Source organism: Aestuariivita boseongensis (genome assembly GCF_001262635.1).
Taxonomy (GTDB): Bacteria; Pseudomonadota; Alphaproteobacteria; order Rhodobacterales; family Rhodobacteraceae; genus Aestuariivita; species Aestuariivita boseongensis.
The window spans coordinates 1-19,173 of the sequence record NZ_JXYH01000037.1 but is presented as its reverse complement, the minus strand read 5'-3'; the positions used below and the strand labels follow the sequence as shown (position 1 = coordinate 19,173).

The 19,173-nt window shown below is 64.6% G+C and carries 18 protein-coding genes; 16 read left to right on the top strand and 2 right to left on the bottom strand.

All coding sequences use genetic code 11. The features are described 5' to 3' along the window. Positions 1–3 precede the first annotated feature (3 nt). Genes TR61_RS13765 through TR61_RS13735 form a run of 7 tightly spaced genes read left to right on the top strand, consistent with a single transcriptional unit; the run spans position 4 to position 5,559 of the window. Positions 4–537 (top strand): DUF2478 domain-containing protein, encoded by a 534-nt coding sequence (locus TR61_RS13765; protein ID WP_050930821.1) that lies wholly within the window; start codon positions 4–6, stop codon positions 535–537. Beyond that, entirely contained in the window at positions 534–1,220 is a 687-nt protein-coding gene (locus tag TR61_RS13760; protein WP_050930816.1) for a 5-formyltetrahydrofolate cyclo-ligase, read from the top strand. The genes TR61_RS13765 and TR61_RS13760 overlap by 4 nt, the downstream gene beginning before the upstream one ends. Then, complete coding sequence (gene ubiT, locus TR61_RS13755; protein ID WP_082181970.1) at positions 1,217–1,744, top strand: ubiquinone anaerobic biosynthesis accessory factor UbiT; 528 nt, start codon at positions 1,217–1,219, stop codon at positions 1,742–1,744. The genes TR61_RS13760 and ubiT overlap by 4 nt, the downstream gene beginning before the upstream one ends. Next, positions 1,741–2,739 (top strand): ubiquinone anaerobic biosynthesis protein UbiU, encoded by a 999-nt coding sequence (gene ubiU, locus TR61_RS13750; RefSeq protein ID WP_050930809.1) that lies wholly within the window; start codon positions 1,741–1,743, stop codon positions 2,737–2,739. Before ubiT ends, ubiU begins: the two co-directional genes overlap by 4 nt. A 5-nt stretch (positions 2,740–2,744) precedes the next feature. Further along, the gene (gene ubiV, locus TR61_RS13745) at positions 2,745–3,656 is read left to right on the top strand and encodes a ubiquinone anaerobic biosynthesis protein UbiV (protein WP_245626890.1); all 912 of its coding nucleotides are present in this window, start codon (positions 2,745–2,747) and stop codon (positions 3,654–3,656) included. Between the two features lie 20 nt (positions 3,657–3,676). Beyond that, positions 3,677–4,882 carry an NnrS family protein gene (locus TR61_RS13740; RefSeq protein WP_050930803.1) on the top strand — a complete coding sequence of 402 codons (1,206 nt, stop codon included), beginning with the start codon at positions 3,677–3,679 and terminating at the stop codon, positions 4,880–4,882. Positions 4,883–4,893: 11 nt separating this feature from the next. After that, the gene (locus TR61_RS13735; protein ID WP_050930802.1) at positions 4,894–5,559 is read left to right on the top strand and encodes an NnrU family protein; all 666 of its coding nucleotides are present in this window, start codon (positions 4,894–4,896) and stop codon (positions 5,557–5,559) included. Positions 5,560–5,562: 3 nt separating this feature from the next. On the opposite strand, the gene TR61_RS13730 is transcribed toward TR61_RS13735, so the two are convergent. Next, positions 5,563–5,874: a carboxymuconolactone decarboxylase family protein gene (locus TR61_RS13730; RefSeq protein ID WP_050930797.1), complete on the bottom strand. Its 312-nt coding sequence runs from the start codon at positions 5,872–5,874 to the stop codon at positions 5,563–5,565. A gap of 11 nt (positions 5,875–5,885) precedes the next feature. Continuing rightward, a complete protein-coding gene (locus TR61_RS13725; RefSeq protein ID WP_050930795.1) occupies positions 5,886–6,584 on the bottom strand; it encodes a cyclic nucleotide-binding domain-containing protein in 699 nt (232 codons plus the stop codon). A 256-nt stretch (positions 6,585–6,840) separates the two neighbouring features. Between TR61_RS13725 and TR61_RS13720 the strand changes: the two genes are divergently transcribed. The 9 genes from TR61_RS13720 to TR61_RS13680 all read left to right on the top strand — a co-directional run. After that, positions 6,841–9,564 (top strand): nitrate/nitrite transporter, encoded by a 2,724-nt coding sequence (locus TR61_RS13720; RefSeq protein ID WP_050930793.1) that lies wholly within the window; start codon positions 6,841–6,843, stop codon positions 9,562–9,564. 64 nt (positions 9,565–9,628) lie between these two features. Further along, a complete protein-coding gene (locus TR61_RS13715; protein WP_050930790.1) occupies positions 9,629–13,387 on the top strand; it encodes a nitrate reductase subunit alpha in 3,759 nt (1,252 codons plus the stop codon). Beyond that, a complete protein-coding gene (narH, locus tag TR61_RS13710) occupies positions 13,384–14,910 on the top strand; it encodes a nitrate reductase subunit beta (protein WP_050930785.1) in 1,527 nt (508 codons plus the stop codon). Before TR61_RS13715 ends, narH begins: the two co-directional genes overlap by 4 nt. Beyond that, on the top strand, positions 14,910–15,614 hold the full coding sequence (gene narJ, locus TR61_RS13705) for a nitrate reductase molybdenum cofactor assembly chaperone (RefSeq protein ID WP_172676979.1): 705 nt from the start codon (positions 14,910–14,912) through the stop codon (positions 15,612–15,614). The genes narH and narJ overlap by 1 nt, the downstream gene beginning before the upstream one ends. Before the next feature lies 1 nt (position 15,615). Further along, entirely contained in the window at positions 15,616–16,401 is a 786-nt protein-coding gene (narI, locus tag TR61_RS13700; protein WP_050930783.1) for a respiratory nitrate reductase subunit gamma, read from the top strand. Between the two features lie 5 nt (positions 16,402–16,406). Continuing rightward, complete coding sequence (locus TR61_RS13695; protein WP_050930853.1) at positions 16,407–17,201, top strand: peptidylprolyl isomerase; 795 nt, start codon at positions 16,407–16,409, stop codon at positions 17,199–17,201. A 20-nt stretch (positions 17,202–17,221) separates the two neighbouring features. Continuing rightward, positions 17,222–17,791, top strand: coding sequence for a hemerythrin domain-containing protein (locus tag TR61_RS13690; RefSeq protein WP_050930781.1), 570 nt, complete (start codon positions 17,222–17,224; stop codon positions 17,789–17,791). After that, on the top strand, positions 17,781–18,413 hold the full coding sequence (locus tag TR61_RS13685) for a carbonic anhydrase (RefSeq protein WP_050930779.1): 633 nt from the start codon (positions 17,781–17,783) through the stop codon (positions 18,411–18,413). The genes TR61_RS13690 and TR61_RS13685 overlap by 11 nt, the downstream gene beginning before the upstream one ends. After that, positions 18,410–19,173: MoeA family protein (locus tag TR61_RS13680; protein WP_483756984.1), on the top strand; the 764-nt coding region annotated here is incomplete at its 3' end. The genes TR61_RS13685 and TR61_RS13680, both read left to right, overlap by 4 nt.

Here is a 19,173-nt window from a genome sequence, read left to right as displayed (position 1 = left end):
AAGATGCAGCTTGCGGGGGTGACAGTCGAAGGACGCGGCGGGACGGATCGTCTTATGGACGCGATGGCTGACCGGCTAACGCGGGACGGCGTCCGGCTGGTGGGTGCGTTGCGCGCGGCCTCGCCCGATGCCGGATCGGGATCGTGCGACTGCGATCTCTGGCTTCTGCCCAACGGGCCGCGCTGGCGCATCACGCAAGATCTCGGACCCGGCGCCACCGCCTGCCGGATGGATGCGGGCGCCTTCGAGGAGGCCGTCGGGTTGGCGATGTCGCGGCTTCGGGCCGGCCGGGCAGACCTCGTGATCCTCAACAAGTTTGGCCTGAGCGAGGCAGAGGGGCGCGGCTTCCGCGCGCTGATCTCCGAGGCGCTTGCCCGCGGCGTTCCTGTCCTGACGGGTCTCTCCGAAACCCACAGGGCCGCGTTCGACCGCTATGCCGATGGCATGGCGACGATCCTCACACCGACCGAGGCTGCCGTCATGGACTGGTGCAACGCCGCTGTCGCACCTGTGGCCGAGGAAGGTGCGTGTCCATGAGCGGACAGGGAGCCTATGCCTCGCCCCCCTGCATGGCGGCGGAGGTGGACCCGACCTATTTCGATCCGCTTGGCACGGATGTGCAGCAGGCGCGTGACGTGGCGCGCTGGCGTCGAGCCGAGCGGGCAAGGCTGGCCAGCCTGAGGGAGGGGTTGGGCCAGACAGGACGGGCGCATGTGAGCAGTTCTATCCGCAGTCATCTCGAAACGGTCCTCGCCGCGCGCGGGACCCTCCGGGAGACCGTGCTCGCCGGCTACTGGCCGATCCGAGGAGAACCGGATCTGCGCCCGATCCTGTCCGATCTTCACGCGGCGGGCGTCTGTATCGCGCTGCCGGTGGTGGAGACCCCCGCAGCGCCGCTCGTGTTCCGACGATGGATGCCGGGCATGCGCATGCTGCGCGGCCATTGGAACATCCCCGTTCCGCCGCCCGAGGCGGAGGTCCTGACGCCCGACATCGCGCTCGCGCCCTGCCTCGGCTGGGATGCAGGCTGTTATCGGCTCGGCTGGGGCGGCGGCTATTACGACCGGACACTGGCCGCGCTCTCGCCGCGGCCCGTCACCATCGGCATCGCGCTGGCGGCAGCCCGACTGACCACAATCTACCCGCAGCCCCATGACATTCCCCTCGACAGGATCGTGACGGAGACGGGCGTATCGGGGGAGCGAAAGGACCCATCATGATCCCGACGAGCGAACCAACTGCCCGGTTGCGGCCCGGCGAGGGCGCGATCGCACGGCTTGCCTGCCTTGTGCTGCAACCGGTCCTGACGCGCGTTGTCCGTCGGGTCGCGACGCGGCACCCGTCTCTCTTCGCGCGGCTCGGGCCGCACCAGGCGACCGACTTCCTGATCGACCCCGTGGAACTGCCCTTTGCGCTGCATCTGCGCCCCGACCCGCAGGCGCTCGTCTTCCGCGCCGTGCCGCGCGATACGGCGCCGCAGGTCGGGGCCACGATCCGCGGGCGGTTCCTGCTGCTTCTGGAACTGATCGACGCCGAGCAGGACGGCGATGCGGCCTTCTTCTCGCGCGATCTGGAAATCAGCGGGGACACCGAGGCCGTCGTTCGTCTTAGGAATGCGCTCGACGACATGGACGGCTCGCTGGCCGAGGAGGCGTCGGCGATGTTCGGGACACCCGGACGGGCGGTTCTCGCACGGTTGCGGCGGGCCTATCCGGATGCCACCAAACCGAGGGAATACGCATGAGCCTTGCCGAACTGATCTGCCCCGCGGGCACCCCCGCCGCGCTGCGCACCGCCGTCGACGCGGGCGCCGATGCGGTCTATTGCGGCTTCCAGGATGCGACCAATGCGCGGAACTTCCCGGGGCTGAACTTCACCCCCGATGAACTGGCCGAGGCGGTGACCTATGCCCATGCGCGCGGCACCAAGGTGCTGCTGGCGCTGAATACCTATCCGCCTGCGGGCAAGGTCGATCTCTGGCGACATGCGGCGGACACCGGCGCGCGCTTGGGCGTTGATGCCTTCATCGTGGCCGACATGGGCGTGGCCGACTACATCGCCCGGACGTATCCGGGCATCCGGCTGCACCTGTCGGTACAGGCCGCGGCCTCATCGCCCGAGGCGATCCGCTACTATTGTGAGAACTTCGGTGTAAAGCGTGTGGTCCTGCCGCGCATCCTCACGATCCCCGAGATCCGCCAGCTCCGCCGCGAGATTCCCTGCGAGATCGAGACCTTTATCTTCGGCAATCACGGGCTGATGGTGGAAGGGCGGTGCAGCCTGACCAATTACCTGACGGGTCAATCCACGAACATGGACGGGGTGTGCTCGCCCGCCTCAGATGTGGAATATGTGCGCGACGCTGACGGGTCGATGTCCTCGCAGCTCGCGGGTTTCACCATCGACCGTTTCGGAGTCGATGAGAAGGCCGGCTATCCCACGATCTGCAAGGGCCGCTACGCCGCGCCCCATCGCCCCGAGGGCTACTACGCCTTCGAGGAACCGATCAGCCTGAATCTGTCGCGGCTCCTGCCCGAATTAATCGAGGCGGGCGTGCATGCTTTCAAGATCGAAGGGCGTCAGCGCTCGAAGAGCTATGTCCGCGGCGTTGTGCGTGCGTTCCGCGCAGCGGTGGATGACATCAAGGCCGGACGCGAGGCAAACATCGCCGACCTGATCGCCCTGACCGAGGGGCAGAAGCAGACCCAGGGCGCCTTCGAGACAAAGAAATGGCGGTGAATACCATGACGAAACTGACGCTCGGCCCGATCGCCTACCACTGGTCCGCGGATGCACGGCGTGACTTCTACGCCCGCATCGCGGATGAGGCGCCCGTCGACGAGGTTTATCTGGGCGAGGTGATTTGCTCCAAGCGCGCGCCCTTCCACGAGGCAGACCTGCCGGCCACGATCGAGCGGTTGGAGCGCGCAGGCAAGACCGTGATCCTGTCAACGCTGGCCGAGGTGATGCTGAAACGCGAGCGCAAGGCAACCGAGGATCTGGCCGCGATGGACACGCCCGAGATCGAGGTGAACAACGCCGCAGGGCTTTACGCGCGCGGTAAGCGTCCGCATCGGATCGGCCCCTTCATGAACGCGTACAACGACGCGACGATAGCCTGGATGGCCGGGCAGGGCGCGACCCATGTCTGCCTACCGGCCGAGATGCCGGCCCCGGCCATTGCAGCCGCGGCGCAGGCAGCAGTTGCGTTGGGCCTGGGTGTCGAGGTGCAGGTTTTCGGCCGCGCGTCTCTGGCTGTGTCAGCGCGGTGCTATCACGCCCGCGCGCACGGCCGCACCAAGGACAACTGCCAGTTCGTCTGTGAAGAAGACCCCGACGGCATGCCGCTCCGCACCCGCGACGACCGGCCGATCCTGCGGGTGAACGGCATCCAGACCCTGTCGGAAAGCTATGTCGACCTGCTCCCCGAAGCGGCCCGTCTGATTGCCGATGGCGTCACGCACCTGCGGCTGATGCCACAGGCCGTGGACATGGTCGCGGTAGCGCAGGTGTTTCGTGATGCGCTCGATGGGCGCGTGCCGACAGGCGAGGCTGATGCTCGCCTTGCGACGCTGAGCGGGCATGCGGGCCTGAGCAACGGTTTCTATCATGGCACGGCAGGCTACCGCCGCATTTCCGCCGCCGCGCCGGCCTGAGCGCGCAAGGGACGCCACAAATGACCTCGACCGCCGAACAGATGCGCGCCTGGACCGGACCCGCGATCCTGACCTACGGGTTCCGCCCGTTCTTTTTCGGCGCGGCGGTCTGGACCGTGCTCGCGATGGCGCTTTGGGTGCCGATGCTGTCAGGGCACCTGATGTTGCCCACAGCCTTCGACCCCGTGTCATGGCACGCGCACGAGTTCCTCTACGGTTATCTCGGCGCCGTTGTCGCGGGCTTTCTCCTGACAGCGGTGCCAAACTGGACGGGGCGCCTGCCAATCGTCGGCTGGCCGCTGGGCGGACTGGCGGCGCTGTGGCTCGTGGGGCGCGTGGCTGTGATCTTTTCGGCGGGGTTGCCGGGGCTGCTGGTGGCGGCGGTCGACCTTGCCTTCCCGGTCGTACTGGCCACGGTGATCGGGCGCGAAATCGTGGCGGGCCGGAACTGGCGCAATCTAATCGTGCTGGCGATGCTCGCGGTCTTTGCCCTCGGCAACGCGCTGTTTCACTGGGAGGCCGCGCAAGGCGAGTATGCCGCGCAAGGTTACGGCCTGCGACTAGGCCTGGGCGCGGGCGTGATGATGATCGCGGTCATCGGCGGCCGCATAGTGCCGTCCTTCACCCGTAACTGGCTGGTGAAACGGCGCAGCGCCGTACTGCCCGCAGCGCCGATGCAGCCCTTCGACAAGGGGGCGCTCGCGGCTCTTCTAGTGGCGCTTGTGCTGTGGGTAGCACTGCCTCTCGGGACGCTGACTGGAGGCGCGCTTGCGCTGGCAGCCGTGTTGCACGCCCTGCGATTGGCCCGTTGGGCCGGACACCACACCTTTGCCGAGCCGCTGGTGACTGTGTTGCACGCAGGCTATGCCTTCGTGCCGTTGGGGGCCCTGGCATTGGCCGCAGAAATCTTGGCTCCCGGGTCCGTCGGAATGGCGGGCGCGCAGCATTTCTGGATGGCGGGTGCAATCGGCTTGATGACACTGGCCGTGATGACACGCGCCACGCTTGGTCATACCGGGCAGGACCTACGGGCGGGAGCAGGGACCGTCATGATCTATCTGGCCCTGATCCTGTCCGTATTCGCGCGGGTCGCGGGCGGCGTATGGCCCGAATTTTCCAGCCCCTTGAACACTGTGGCAGGGCTATTCTGGACACTTGCCTTCGGCAGCTTTGCGGTCATCTACGGCGGGCTATTGCTACGTCTGCCCGCCGCCAAGCGGATCTGAGACGCGCATCCATGGGATGGTTCGAGTTCGCCCTCGCCTATGTCGTGTTCTTCCTGTCGCATTCGTTGCCCGTGCGACCGCCGCTGCGACCCTGGCTTCAGACGCGGCTTGGCCCTGTCGGTTTCACGCTGGTCTATTCCGCCCTGTCGCTCGCGGTGCTGGCCTGGCTGATCGCGGCGGCAGGCCGCGCCCCGCATGTGGCCCTTTGGGACTGGGCGCCATGGCAGATCTATGTCCCTTTGACGGTCATGGGGCCGGTCTGCCTGATCCTTGCGCTCTCCATCGGCCGGCCCAACCCTTTCTCGTTCGGGGGAGCACGCAATGACCAGTTCGACCCGGCACGGCCCGGCATCGTTCGCTTGTCGCGTCATCCGCTGCTTCTGGCGTTGGCGCTTTGGGCGGCGGCCCATGTCGTGCCCAACGGAGATCTGGCCCACGTGATCCTGTTCGGCACCTTCGCCGCTTTCGCGCTGCTGGGAGACCGACTGATCGACCGGCGCAAACGCCGCGAGATGGGGCCAGAGTGGCAACGGAAGCTTGAGCGCGTGGCGGAGGCGCCGCTCCTCTCGGCGTCCCCGTCGGGGGGCACTCTCCTGCGGCTTGCGGCAGGCATTGCGCTTTACGGGGCGCTGCTCTGGGCGCATCCGTTTCTTTTTGGGGTCAGCCCGCTTCCTTGAAGGTCAATCCTTGATGTCTTCGATCCAGGTCTTCGCGGCGACAGCCCGGGGCAGGCCGAGCGGGCCGATGGCCAGCATCGCGACCTGCATGATCGCCTCAGCCTCAATCCCCTCCGATCTGGCGCGCCGGGTGTGGGAATGGACCGCGCCTTCGGAGCCCGCGCCAATCGCGAGGGCGAGCTTGACGAGGCGCTTCTCGCGGTCTGTCAGGGGGCCGCAATTGGCCGTTGCCTTGCCCAAGGCAGCATAGGCCTTCCAGACATCAGGGTGTTCCTCGGCGAGATCTCCGGCGGCGCCGGGCATGGATTTGGTCATCTGTCAGTCCCTCAGGTTGAAAAGTCATCAATCAGTGGATTTGGTTTCGCAAAGCGCTCAAGGTCCGCCTGATTGTCGATGGAGATGCGCGTGCCGGTCACGGAAACGCCATAGGGCTGCAGGCCCTTGAAGGCGCGGCTGAGATTTTCAGGGGTCATGCCCAGCACAGAGGCCAGGCGCCGCTTCTCGAAGTCCAGCTCGAACGCAGCCCCACCTCCCGCGTGCCTTTGTTGCCTCAGCAGGTAGTTCGCGAGCCGCTCGAGCGAGGTTCTGAGTTTCAGATCCTTTTGCGCCTTGATGACCGAGCGATAGCACTGCGCCAGTTCCGTGACGATCGCACGGGCAAAGTTGCTGTCGGCGTCGAAGATCGCGCGCACGTCCTGACTGGGGATCAGCGCGATCCGGCTTTTCTCCAACGTGCGGGCCGACATCAGGTAGGGTGCATCCTTGATGGTCGCGGCAAGAATGAAGGTCGAGATCGGGCGGACGGTCGCCATGCTGGTCTCTCGGCCATTCCAGGTCGAAAACAGATCGACCGAGCCCGAAACGACGATATGAAGAAAATCGCTCGGTTCTCCTTCAGTGATCAATTCGATCTGTGCAGGGAAATTCTGCACATAGGCGCCCCGCATCAAGGATGTGAAATTATCATCCGCCATCTGCGCAAAGAGATCGAGTTTTCGAATATCCCGGTATTCGGAATCGGGCATGTCGGTCCCCCTTCGACTTTGCGCGCTTAACAATTGTCACCAAATCAATTGATATATGTCAACCCGTCGGTTGACCTTCGCGACCGCAGCCTTGATCTGCGCCCGCTCATCGGATGACATATTTCTGTAAGCCATTTATTTCGTTAGCATTTTCTCAGTTTTGTGATCTAGATCAAGTCATGAGCGTCGCTGTGGCGTCAGGTCTGGCACTGATCCCCACGCAGGGGTGAAAGACCTTTTTTGCCGGAGACCCGCCATGCAGACCGTTGCAACAGCCTCACGCGCCGATCAGACGCGCGCCTTGAGCCTGAGCACGATCGCCTTCACCGCCTGTTTCGCGGTCTGGACGATCTTTTCCATCATCGGTGTAGCCATCAAGGCCGAGCTTGGCCTGAACGACACCCAGTTCGGCCTGCTGGTCGCCACCCCGATCCTGACCGGATCGGTCACCCGCCTGTTCTTGGGCGTCTGGACTGAGAAGTACGGCGGGCGGCTGGTGTTCTCGAGCCAGATGATCCTGACGGCGCTGGCCACATGGGCGCTGACGCTGGCCGACAGCTACATCATGTATCTGATCGCGGCCCTCGGCATCGGCCTCGCGGGCGGGTCGTTCATCATCGGCGTCGCCTATGTCAGCCGCTGGTATGACGCAGGCCACCAGGGGACCGCGCTGGGTATCTTCGGTGCGGGCAACGTCGGCGCCGCGGTCACCAAGTTCGTCGCTCCCTTCGTCATGGTCGCCTATGGCTGGCACGGTGTGGCCTATGTCTGGGCCGCGGGGCTCGCCATCATCGGCGTACTGTTCTTCCTGCTGGCAAAGGACGATCCCGAGCTGGTCGAGCGGCGCAAGACAGGGGCGAAGGCACCGTCGCTGGCGCAGCAATTCGCACCGCTGAAGAACCTGCAGGTCTGGCGCTTCTCGCTCTACTACTTCTTCGTCTTTGGTGCTTTCGTCGCGCTGGCGCTGTGGATGCCGCACTACCTGATCGACGTCTACGGAATCGACGTGCGCTTCGCGGGCATGGCGGCGGCGTCGTTCAGTCTGTCGGCTTCGCTCTTTCGCGCATACGGCGGCCATCTCAGCGACAAGTTCGGCGCGCGCCGGGTCATGTACTGGACCTTCGGCTTTTCGCTGCTGTTCCTGTTCATGCTGAGCTACCCGCCCACGGACTACGTCATCCAGGGCAAGGACGGCGCCATCGCCTTCTCGACGCAAATGGGTCTTTGGCCCTTCATCGTCACGCTCTTCGCTCTGGGCTTCTTCATGAGCCTCGGCAAGGCGGCGGTCTTCAAGCACATCCCGGTCTACTACCCCAAACATGTGGGTGCCGTCGGCGGGCTTGTCGGCATGATCGGGGGCCTTGGTGGTTTCGTTCTGCCGATCGCCTTCGGCGCACTCCTCGATCTCACGGGCATCTACACGTCATGCTTTGCGCTGCTCTTCGGACTGGTCGCCATCGCACTGACCTGGATGCATCTGTCGATCCGCGCGATGGAGCGCGCCGCGCATGGCGAAGTGCTCGACCAACTGCCGCAGCTGCCCGAGATGCAGGACATTCACCACCCCGAACGCACCGCCATGCCGCGCGTGCTGGAGGATTGGCGGCCGGAGGACCAGCAATTCTGGGCCGCAAAGGGCCGTGCCGTTGCGCGTCGCAACCTCTGGATCTCGATCCCGGCGCTGCTTCTGGCCTTCTCGGTCTGGATGGTCTGGTCGGTCGTCGTCGCCCGTCTGCCCGCCATCGGGTTCGACTTCACCCCGGGCCAGCTGTTCTGGCTGGCGGCCCTGCCGGGCCTGTCGGGCGCGACGCTGCGGATCTTCTACAGCTTCATGGTTCCGATCTTTGGCGGGCGGCTGTGGACCACGCTGTCGACCGCCTCGCTTCTGCTGCCTGCGATGGGTATCGGCTACGCAGTCCAAAACCCCGACACGCCGTACCTGATCTTCCTCGTGCTGGCGCTGCTGTGCGGCTTCGGCGGCGGCAACTTCGCCTCGTCGATGGCCAATATCGGCTATTTCTTCCCGAAGGCCGAAAAGGGCAACGCATTGGCGCTGAACGCGGGGCTGGGGAACCTCGGCGTGTCGGTCATGCAGTTCCTTGTGCCCATCGTCATCACGGCGGGTGTCTTCGGGGCACTTGGCGGGCAACCGCAGACCATGTCCGACGGCGGTCAGCTGTGGATGCAGAACGCAGGCTTCGTCTGGGTGCCCTTCATCCTCGCAGCGACCATAGCGGCCTGGTTGGGCATGAACGACATCGCAGATGCACGCGCCAGCTTTGCGGACCAGGCGGTGATCTTCAGCCGTAAGCAGAACTGGTTGATGTGTATCCTCTACACCGGCACCTTCGGCAGCTTCATCGGCTACTCCGCGGGTTTCCCTCTGCTGACGCGGCTGGCCTTCCCGGAAGTGAACGCACTCAACTACGTGTTCCTCGGGCCGCTGGTGGGCGCGCTCAGCCGCGCCGGAACCGGCTGGATCTCGGACAAGTTCGGCGGCGGTCGCGTGACCTTCTGGACCTTCGCCCTGATGATCATTGCCACGTTCGGTGTGATCAGCTTCCTTGGGCTGGGATCCTTCGTCGGTTTCTTCGCCTGCTTCATGGCGCTGTTCTTCCTGACCGGTGTCGGCAACGCCTCCACCTTCCAGATGATCCCGGTCATCATGGGCCGCGAAATTCCGCGCCTTATGCCGCACCTGGGTGCTGAAGAGCGCAAGCGGCAGATCGCGATGGAGTCCGGCGCGATCGTGGCCTTCACTTCCGCCATCGCGGCTTACGGCGCCTTCTTCATCCCCAAGGCCTACGGCACGTCAATCGCGATGACCGGGTCTGCCGTTGGGGCGCTGTGGGGTTTCCTGATCTTCTACGTGATCTGCGTCGTCATCACGTGGGTGGTCTACACGCGTCCCGGCGGCCTTCTCCACGACATCGAACATGGCCGCACGCCGCAGGGCACCGCAGCCCAGCCCGCTGAATGATCCAGTTGATTTCCCGGGCGGCGCAGTTCGCCGCCCGCATCCAGACACCCGAAAGGACAGCCCAATGAGCCATCTGCTCGACAAACTGAACTTCTTCCAGAGCAAGGAACTGGAGCAATTCTCCGACGGTTGGGGACAGACCACCCGCGAGAACCGCGACTGGGAGGACACCTACCGGAACCGCTGGCGGCACGACAAGATCGTCCGCTCGACGCATGGGGTGAACTGCACCGGGTCGTGTTCGTGGAAGATCTACGTCAAGTCCGGCATCGTCACCTGGGAAACCCAGCAGACCGACTATCCGCGCACCCGCGCGGGCCTGCCCAACCACGAACCGCGCGGCTGCGCGCGGGGAGCGTCCTACAGCTGGTATCTCTATTCCGCGAACCGGGTGAAGAACCCGCTCATCCGGAGCGCCCTGATGCGGGCCTGGCGCAAGATGCGCGAGACGATGACGCCGGTGGCCGCCTGGGCCGCGATCCAGGGCGATCCTGCCCTGCGCAACGGGATCAACAAGACCCGCGGCAAGGGCGGCTTCGTGCGGGCAAGCTGGGACGAAGCTACCGAGATCATCGCCGCCGCCAACGCCTACACGGCCAAGACCTACGGGCCCGACCGCGTCTTCGGTTTCTCGCCGATCCCGGCCATGTCGATGGTCAGCTACGCCGCGGGCTCACGCTACCTGTCGCTTCTGGGCGGCACCTGCATGTCGTTCTACGACTGGTACTGCGACTTGCCGCCGGCATCCCCCCAGACCTGGGGCGAACAGACCGACGTGCCGGAATCGGCCGACTGGTACAACGCGGGATTCCTGATGCTCTGGGGCTCGAACGTGCCGCAGACCCGCACGCCCGACGCCCATTTCTACACCGAAGTGCGCTATCGCGGCACCAAGTCGGCCGTGGTCAGCCCCGACTATTCGGAAGCCGCCAAGTTCGGCGACATCTGGCTGAACCCGCAGGCGGGCACCGACGCGGCGCTGGCGATGGCCATGGGCCATGTGATCCTGCGCGAATTCCACCTCGACCGGCAGGCCGAGTATTTCGAGGAGTATGCCCGCAAGTATACCGACATGCCGATGCTGGTGCGGCTCGATGAGAAGGACGGCCACCTGGTGCCGGGCCGGATGCTGCGCGCCGACGATTTCGACGGGAACCTGGGCGAGTCGAACAACCCCGACTGGAAGACGGTCGCCTACGACGAGGCATCGGGCAAGATCGTGGCGCCCAATGGATCCATCGGGTTCCGTTGGGGCGAAGAGGGCAAGTGGAACCTCGAGGAGCAGGCGAAAGGCGCGGAAACCAAACTGCGCCTCAGCCAGATCCTTGACGAGGATCACGACGAGGTGGTTGGGGTCGACTTCCCCTATTTCGGGGGTGCTGCCACCGGCGATTTCGTCAAATGCGATCACCCCGAGGTGCTGACCCGGAACATTCCCGCCCGGCGTATCGCGCTCGCCGATGGCAAGGAGGTGCTGGTCGCCACCGTATTCGACCTCTTCTGCGCCAATTACGGTCTCGACCGGGGCCTTGGCGGTGAGTGGGTGTCCAAGGACTTCAATGACGACAGCCCCTACACCCCGGCCTGGGCCGAAAAGATCACCGGCGTGGAGCGCGAGAAGATCATCGCGGTTGCGCGGGAATTCGCCGGCAACGCCGAAAAGACCCATGGCAAGTCCATGGTCATCCTCGGGGCCGGTCTGAACCACTGGTACCACATGGACATGAACTACCGCGGCATCATCAACATGCTGGTGATGTGCGGCTGCATCGGACAGGAGGGCGGCGGCTGGTCGCATTACGTTGGTCAGGAGAAGCTGCGCCCGCAGACGGGCTGGCAGCCTTTGGCCTTCGCGCTCGACTGGAACCGCCCGCCGCGGCACATGAACTCCACCTCGTGCTGGTACGCGCATACCGACCAATGGCGCTATGAGACATTGCGCGCCGGCGAGATCCTGTCGCCGACCGCACCCGAGGGCGATTGGGACATCAGCCTGATCGACTATAACATCCGGGCCGAGCGCATGGGCTGGCTGCCGTCTGCCCCACAGCTCAAGACCAATCCTCTGGAAGTCTCGAAAGCCGCAAAGAAGGCCGGGAAGGAGATCAAGGACTACGTCGCCGAACAGCTGAAATCCGGCGATCTGGAAATGTCCTGCCAGGATCCGGACGCCCCGGAAAACTGGCCGCGCAACCTGTTTGTCTGGCGGTCAAACCTTCTGGGGTCGTCCGGCAAGGGGCACGAATACTTCCTCAAGCACCTTCTGGGCACCGATCACGGCGTCATGGGCAAGGATCTGGGCGAGGAAGGCGGCGTGATGCCGAAGGAGGCCCGCTGGCATGACGAGGCGCCGAAGGGCAAGCTTGACCTGCTGGTCTGCATCGACTTCCGGATGTCCACGACGGCGGTGTACTCCGACATCGTTCTACCGACGGCTTCCTGGTACGAAAAGGACGACCTCAACACCTCGGACATGCACCCCTTCATCCACCCGCTGCAGGCGGCGGTGGACCCGGCCTACGAGTCGAAGTCTGACTGGGAGATCTTCAAGTCCATCGCCCGGAAATTCTCCGAAGTGGCGCCCGAGGTGCTGGGCGTGGAAACCGACATCGTCCAGCTTCCTCTCCTGCACGATACCGCCGCCGAACTGGCGCAGGCTCATGTCAAGGACTGGAAAAAGGGCGAATGCGACCTGATCCCGGGCAAGACCGCGCCGAACTACATCGCGGTCGAGCGGGATTATCCAAACCTCTACAAGAAGTTCACCTCGGTCGGGCCGCTGCTCGAGAAACTCGGCAACGGCGGCAAGGGGATCAACTGGGACACCAAGACCGAGGTCAAGCACCTGCGCGACCTGAACGGGGTCGTGCTGGACGAGGGCGTGTCCAAAGGCCAGCCGAAACTCGAAACCGCCATCGACGCGGCCGAGATGATCCTGATGCTGGCCCCCGAAACCAACGGCGAAGTGGCCGTGAAGGCCTGGGAAGAACTTGAGAAGCCCACGGGGCAGCACCATGCCCACCTGGCGGAGGGCGCGCATCACACCAAGATCCGCTTCCGCGATATCGCCGCGCAACCGCGCAAGATCATCTCGTCGCCCACATGGTCAGGCATCGAGAGCGAGGAGGTCTGCTACAACGCTGGCTACACCAACGTCCACGAACTTATCCCGTGGCGCACCCTGACGGGCCGCCAGCAACTCTATCAGGATCACGAATGGATGCGCGCCTTCGGCGAGGGTTTCGTCAGCTATCGCCCGCCGGTGGACCTCAAGACCATCACCGCGGCCGTCAACAACGACGCGGCCGAGGGCAGCCCGCACGTGGTGCTGAACTTCATCACGCCGCACCAGAAATGGGGCATCCACAGCACCTACACCGATAACCTCTTGATGCTGACGCTGAACAGGGGCGGCCCGGTGGTCTGGATGTCCGAGGTGGACGCGAAGAAGGCCGGGCTGGTCGATAACGACTGGGTCGAGGCCTACAACACGAACGGCGCGCTGACCGCGCGGGTGGTGGTGTCCCAGCGGATCAAGCAGGGGACGCTATTCATGTATCACGCGCAGGAAAAGATCGTGAACACGCCCGGTTCGGAAAAGACCGGCAATCGCGGCGGCATCCACAACTCGGTGACCCGCGCCACCCTGAAACCCACGCACATGATCGGCGGCTACGCGCAGCTGTCCTACGGCTTCAACTACTACGGCACCGTGGGCAGCAACCGCGACGAGTTCGTGATCGTGCGGAAAATGAAGAAGATCGACTGGCTCGACAAACCCGCAAGCCGGTCCGCAACCCAGAACGTGGAGGCAGCGGAATGAGAGTTCGTGCACAAATCGGAAAGGTCCTGAACCTCGACAAATGCATCGGGTGTCACACCTGCTCGGTCACCTGCAAGAATGTGTGGACGACGCGCGAAGGTGTCGAATACGCGTGGTTCAACAACGTCGAGACCAAGCCCGGCACCGGCTATCCGACGGACTGGGAAAACCAGAAACGCTGGAACGGCGGCTGGGTACGCTCGGCTTCGGGCAAATTGCATCCCAAGCAGGGCAGCAAATGGCGCATCCTGGCGAACATCTTCGCCAACCCGGCCATGCCCGAGATCGACGACTACTACGAGCCGTTCGATTTCGACTACGACCACCTGAAATCGGCGCCCGACATGACCGCGTTCCCGACCGCGCGCCCCCGCTCGAAGATCACCGGCGAGCGGATGGAGAAGATCGAGAAGGGTCCGAACTGGGAGGAGATCCTCGGCGGCGAATTCTCGAAGCGGTCTCAGGACTACAACTTCGATCAGGTGCAGAAGGACATTTATGGAGAGTATGAAAACACCTTCATGATGTATCTGCCGCGCCTGTGCGAGCACTGCCTTAACCCCACCTGTTCCGCCTCCTGTCCCTCGGGCGCGATCTACAAGCGCGAGGAGGACGGCATCGTTCTGATCGACCAGGAGAAGTGCCGCGGCTGGCGGATGTGCGTCTCGGGCTGCCCCTACAAGAAGGTCTATTACAACTGGGACACCGGCAAATCCGAGAAATGCACCTTCTGCTATCCGCGGATCGAAAGCGGCCAGCCGACGGTCTGCTCGGAAACCTGCGTCGGGCGCATTCGCTATCTGGGCGTGATCCTTTATGACGCAGACAAGATCGAAGCTGCGGCCAGCGCCGAGCGCGAGACCGATCTCTACGGCGCGCAGCTCGACGTCTTCCTCGACCCGAACGACCCCGAGGTGATCGCCGCGGCGCGCCGCGACGGCGTACCCGAGGACTGGATCGAGGCGGCGAAGGTCAGCCCGGTCTGGAAGATGGCGATGGATTGGAAGGTCGCCTTCCCGCTGCACCCGGAATACCGGACGCTGCCGATGGTGTGGTACATCCCGCCGCTCAGCCCGATCCAGAACGCCGCTCAGGCGGGCCAGATCGCGATGAGCGACCAGATGCCCGACGTCCGCTCCCTGCGCATCCCCGTCAAATACCTCGCCAACATGCTGACGGCGGGCGACGAGGAGCCCATCGTTCACGCCCTCGAACGCATGTCGGCGATGCGGCTCTACATGCGGGCCCTCAGCGTTGACGGCGTGCGGGACGAGGCGATCGCCGCCCGGGTCGGCATGTCCGGTCGGGTGATCGAGGACATGTACAAGATCATGGCCATCGCCGATTACGAGGATCGTTTCGCGATCCCCACGGCGCACCGCGAACAGAACGAGCATGGCGCCGATATTCGCGGCGGCTGCGGCTTCACCGACGGCAACGGCTGTTCCACCGGCGAGGCGGGCAAGACGACGCTCTTCGGCGGCAAGAAGAAAAAGTTCGCCCTTCCGCAGGAGACCTTCTGATGCTGGACCGTTCCCTGAAAGCCCTATCGCTGATCCTGAGCTATCCCTCGCGGGAACTTCAGGAGGCGATGCCCGACATCGGCGCCGTCCTTGCCGACGATCGCCGCATCACCGCCGAGACACGGGCTGCGCTGCGCTCGTTGACCAATGGCTTCGCAGACGCCGATCTCTACGATCTGCAGGAGAGCTATGTGATGCTCTTCGACAGGTCGCGAACGCTATCGCTCAATCTCTTCGAGCACGTCCACGGCGAAAGCCGGGACCGCGGCGGAGCGATGGTCAGCCTGATCGAGACCTACCGGGCGGGCGGTTTCGAGCCCGCCACAACGGAACTGCCGGACCACCTGCCGGTGCTGCTGGAATTCCTGTCGACGCGTCCCTTCGCAGAAGTGCAGGAAACCTTGGCGGACGCGGCGCATATCCTTGACGCTCTCGCGGCCCGGCTTGTCCGGCGCGCCAGCGGGTATGCTGCCGCGTTCGCCGCTCTTTCCCAGCTCGCCGACACACAGGCCGATGCCGAAGCGGTGGCCGACATGCTGGCCCAGCCCGATGATGATCCGACCGACCTCGCGGCGCTCGACGCTGTCTGGGAGGAAACGGAAGTCACCTTCGGTCCCGATCCGAACGCCGGTTGTCCGCAGGTCCGCGACATGCTCGCGGCGATGGACAAACCGACCCCGCAACAATTGAACAGGAGTGCATGACATGTTCGGCGACTTCGACATCAACTTCGTCATCTTCGGGGTCATGCCCTATGTCGCGCTGACGATCTTCCTCGTGGGGTCGATCGTGCGCTACGAGCGGGACCCCTTCACCTGGAAGAGTTCCTCAAGCCAGCTCCTGCGTCGCAAGCAGTTGATCTGGGGCTCGATCCTGTTCCACGTCGGCATCCTGACCGTGTTCTTCGGGCACCTTATCGGCCTCTTCACGCCGATCTGGGTCCTGGATGCCATCGGCATACCCTATGCGCTGAAGCAATGGATGGCGGTCCTGATCGGCGGACCTGCCGGCATCGCCGCCCTGATTGGATCGACCATGCTGCTGCACCGCCGACTCGTGGATCCGCGCATCCGGGTGACATCGACCGTCCCCGACATCCTGATCATGGTCCTGATCTGGCTGCAGCTGGCCATCGGCCTGCTGACGATCACGCAGACGCTGCAACACATGGACGGGTCGGAAATGGTCCGCTTCATGACCTGGTCGCAGAGCGTGGTCAGCTGGAACATCAACGCCTGGGTCACCGTGGTCGACGTGCACTGGCTCTACAAGCTGCACATCTTCCTGGGTCTGATCATAACGGCGCTGTTTCCGTTCACGCGGCTGGTGCACATCTGGTCGGGCTTTGCCGCGCCGTTCCGCTACCTGCTGACACGGCCAGGTTACCAGATCGTGCGGTCGCGCCGGCACCGTCCTCTGGAAGAACGCCGCCGCGCCTATGACAAGGTGCAAGCCAAGCGCGGTCCTACCGCCACGACGCCCGCGGAGTGAGCCAGATGAACGTGGCCCTGTTTCCCGATGTCGTCGTGAACGGCGAAATCATCCCCTCGGCGGCGATCGCCGCCGAGGCCCAGAACCACAGCGCCCCCAAGGACAAGCCGGGGATCGCCTGGCGCAAGGCGGCGCAGGCGCTGGTGATCCGTACGCTGCTCTTGCAGGAGGCGAAGCGGCGCGGGTTGACGCCCGACCCGCTCGAGCTGGCGCCGGGGCGGTTCGAGACGGACGACGAAGCCCTGATCCGCGCCCTGCTGGACGAGGCGCTGGTGATCGAACCCGTCGGTGAAGAGGCCGTGCGCGCGGAATGGGAGAAGGACCCTGCCCGATATCGTTCGGCACCGCTCTGGGATGTCTCGCACATCCTGTGCGCCTGCGATCCGCGCGACGAAGCCGAGTGCGCCGCGGCCGAGGCACGGGCCGTTACCCTGCTGGCGCGACTCGACGGCGATGCCAAGGGATTTGCCGCTGCCGCGCGCGAAAGCGATTGCGGTTCGAAGGCTTCTGGCGGCCATCTGGGTCAGCTTGGCCCCGGTGACACCGTGCCGGAGTTCGAGGCAGCCCTGCGCTCCCTGACCGAAGGGGCCGTGACCCCGGCGCCCGTGTTGTCGCGCCACGGCTGGCATATCATCCGACTGAATGCCACGGCGCCGGGGCAGGTGCTGCCCTACGACACCGTTCGGCCGAAGATCGCGCAGGCGTTGGAAAAGGCAGCCTGGGCGCGCGCCTCGCGCGCCTTCGTGGAGAGCCTCGGTCAAGGGGCGCAGATCTCCGGCGCAAGCCTGACGCCGATCTGAACCACGCGAAAGGACGTGTGATGAAACCGTCAGAGACAGTGACGCGCGGAAGTGGCGACAAACCGACGAGTCCGAGCCTGCTCGCAAATCCTCTGGACTTCATCAGCGAAGACCACCTGCGCGAACGTCAGATTTGCGCAGTAATCGACGCGCTGGCAACGGCGGACGCTTTCAATCGCCAAGAAGCGACAGCGGTGCTGCGCTTTGTGAACGAGGAACTGAACGTCCACCTCCGCGACGAGGCTGAGGACCTGTTCCCGCTTCTTGCCCGGCGCTGCACAGAAGAGGATGCGATTGAGGGTGCGATCGACCGGATCAGGGCCGATCAGGATGAGGCGATGCGTCTTCTGCCCGAAGTGCGAGCGATGCTCACTCGTTGCCTCGATAGAGGGGCCGATCTGTCCGCCAAGGAGCGCGGGGTGTTGTCCAGGTTTGCGGGGCACGTGCGGCGCCACCTCGTTGCCGAAAACGCGATCCTCTTGCCGATTGCCCGCGCCCGGCTGACCCGGGCCGATCTGCGGATCCTGTCGAAACACATGCGCTCAAGACGCGGGCTGCCAGATTTCCCGGGGACGACCGATGTTGAATGACCTTCTGGCGCGCAATGTGGCGTGGTCGAAAAAACGTCACGACGAAGAGCCTGACTATTTCACCCGCCTTGCCGCCCTTCAGGCGCCCGAGTTCTTCTGGATCGGCTGTTCGGACAGCCGGGTGCCGGCCAACGTGGTCGCGGGGCTGGATCCAGGCGAAGTGTTCGTCCATCGCAACGTCGCCAACATCGTTCATTCCTCGGACATGAACCTCCTGTCGGCGCTGGAATTCGCGGTCGATGCCTTGCATGTACGCGAGATCATCGTTTGCGGCCACTATGGCTGCGGCGGGGTCAAGGCCGCGACCGAGGATCTGCCACACGGTCTGGCCGATCACTGGCTCGAGCCGATCCGGCGCCTCGCCCGTGCTTATGCGGTCGATCTGGGGCGCGAAGCCGACCTCGAGGCACAACGCGACCGGCTGGCCGAACTCAACGTGGTCGAAGGCGTGCGGCGCGTCTGCGAGACGCCGATCCTGCAGAAGGCATGGCGCCGCGGAGCCGATGTCCGCGTGCATGGCCTGATTTACGGGCTCAAGGACGGGCGCCTTCGAGATCTCGATTGCAGCATCGGGCCCGGGCATTTCCAGCCTACCCATTCCGCCGAGGAGGCAGCACAATGACCATCCATCAAGCCATCGCGTCACCGGGCTGCGGCTGTGACAGTCATGACATCCTTCACGCGCTGATCAGCATCGACGAGGCACTGACCCGGATTGCAGGAAATGTAGCACCGGTCAGCCGCACCGAGGCCCTGTCGCTCGACCACGCCTTTGGCCGCATTCTTGCCCAGCCGGTCCGGTCCCGGTCCATGGCACCGGCTTTCGATAATGCGGCAATGGATGGCTATGCGATCGCGACATCGGCCCTGACTGGCGCCGGACCTTGGGTGTTGCCAGTCGTTGCGCGCGTGCCTGCCGGGCAGGCGGTGACGACGCCGGTTGCAGGAGCCGTGGCGGCCCGGATCTTCACGGGCGCACCAATCCCGGATGGCGCGGACGCGGTCGTGATGCAGGAGGAGGTTCAGCGTGACGGGGACGTGGTTCATCTGTCGCGCCGACCTGGATCGGGACTGAATATCCGCCGTGCGGGCAGTGACATGGCCAGCGGCGCGACCGTCCTCGACAAGGGGCAGAGGCTCGGCCCGAGGGAGATCGCCGCCTGTGCCGCCGCCGGTGCAGGCATCCTGCGCGTTCGGCGCAGGCTACGCGTGGCATTACTGGTCACCGGCGACGAGGTTCGGCGCGCCGGAGGCGCGCGTGAGGCCGCCCAGATCTGGGACGTCAACACTCCGATGCTGACGGCAGGCCTTGCAGCTGCGGATGTGGACGTCGTTGCCTCGGCTCATGGTGCCGACAACCTTGCCGGTCTTGTCCGTGAATT

Excerpts from the sequence above, each read along its gene's own strand:
- TR61_RS13765 (WP_050930821.1), top strand. The coding sequence starts at position 4 with ATGCAGCTTGCGGGGGTGACAGTCGAAGGACGCGGCGGGACGGATCGT.
- TR61_RS13760 (WP_050930816.1), top strand. The coding sequence starts at position 534 with ATGAGCGGACAGGGAGCCTATGCCTCGCCCCCCTGCATGGCGGCGGAG.
- ubiT (WP_082181970.1), top strand. The coding sequence starts at position 1,217 with ATGATCCCGACGAGCGAACCAACTGCCCGGTTGCGGCCCGGCGAGGGC.
- ubiU (WP_050930809.1), top strand. The coding sequence starts at position 1,741 with ATGAGCCTTGCCGAACTGATCTGCCCCGCGGGCACCCCCGCCGCGCTG.
- ubiV (WP_245626890.1), top strand. The coding sequence starts at position 2,745 with ATGACGAAACTGACGCTCGGCCCGATCGCCTACCACTGGTCCGCGGAT.
- TR61_RS13740 (WP_050930803.1), top strand. The coding sequence starts at position 3,677 with ATGACCTCGACCGCCGAACAGATGCGCGCCTGGACCGGACCCGCGATC.
- TR61_RS13735 (WP_050930802.1), top strand. The coding sequence starts at position 4,894 with ATGGGATGGTTCGAGTTCGCCCTCGCCTATGTCGTGTTCTTCCTGTCG.
- TR61_RS13730 (WP_050930797.1), bottom strand. The coding sequence starts at position 5,874 with ATGACCAAATCCATGCCCGGCGCCGCCGGAGATCTCGCCGAGGAACAC.
- TR61_RS13725 (WP_050930795.1), bottom strand. The coding sequence starts at position 6,584 with ATGCCCGATTCCGAATACCGGGATATTCGAAAACTCGATCTCTTTGCG.
- TR61_RS13720 (WP_050930793.1), top strand. The coding sequence starts at position 6,841 with ATGCAGACCGTTGCAACAGCCTCACGCGCCGATCAGACGCGCGCCTTG.
- TR61_RS13715 (WP_050930790.1), top strand. The coding sequence starts at position 9,629 with ATGAGCCATCTGCTCGACAAACTGAACTTCTTCCAGAGCAAGGAACTG.
- narH (WP_050930785.1), top strand. The coding sequence starts at position 13,384 with ATGAGAGTTCGTGCACAAATCGGAAAGGTCCTGAACCTCGACAAATGC.
- narJ (WP_172676979.1), top strand. The coding sequence starts at position 14,910 with ATGCTGGACCGTTCCCTGAAAGCCCTATCGCTGATCCTGAGCTATCCC.
- narI (WP_050930783.1), top strand. The coding sequence starts at position 15,616 with ATGTTCGGCGACTTCGACATCAACTTCGTCATCTTCGGGGTCATGCCC.
- TR61_RS13695 (WP_050930853.1), top strand. The coding sequence starts at position 16,407 with ATGAACGTGGCCCTGTTTCCCGATGTCGTCGTGAACGGCGAAATCATC.
- TR61_RS13690 (WP_050930781.1), top strand. The coding sequence starts at position 17,222 with ATGAAACCGTCAGAGACAGTGACGCGCGGAAGTGGCGACAAACCGACG.
- TR61_RS13685 (WP_050930779.1), top strand. The coding sequence starts at position 17,781 with ATGTTGAATGACCTTCTGGCGCGCAATGTGGCGTGGTCGAAAAAACGT.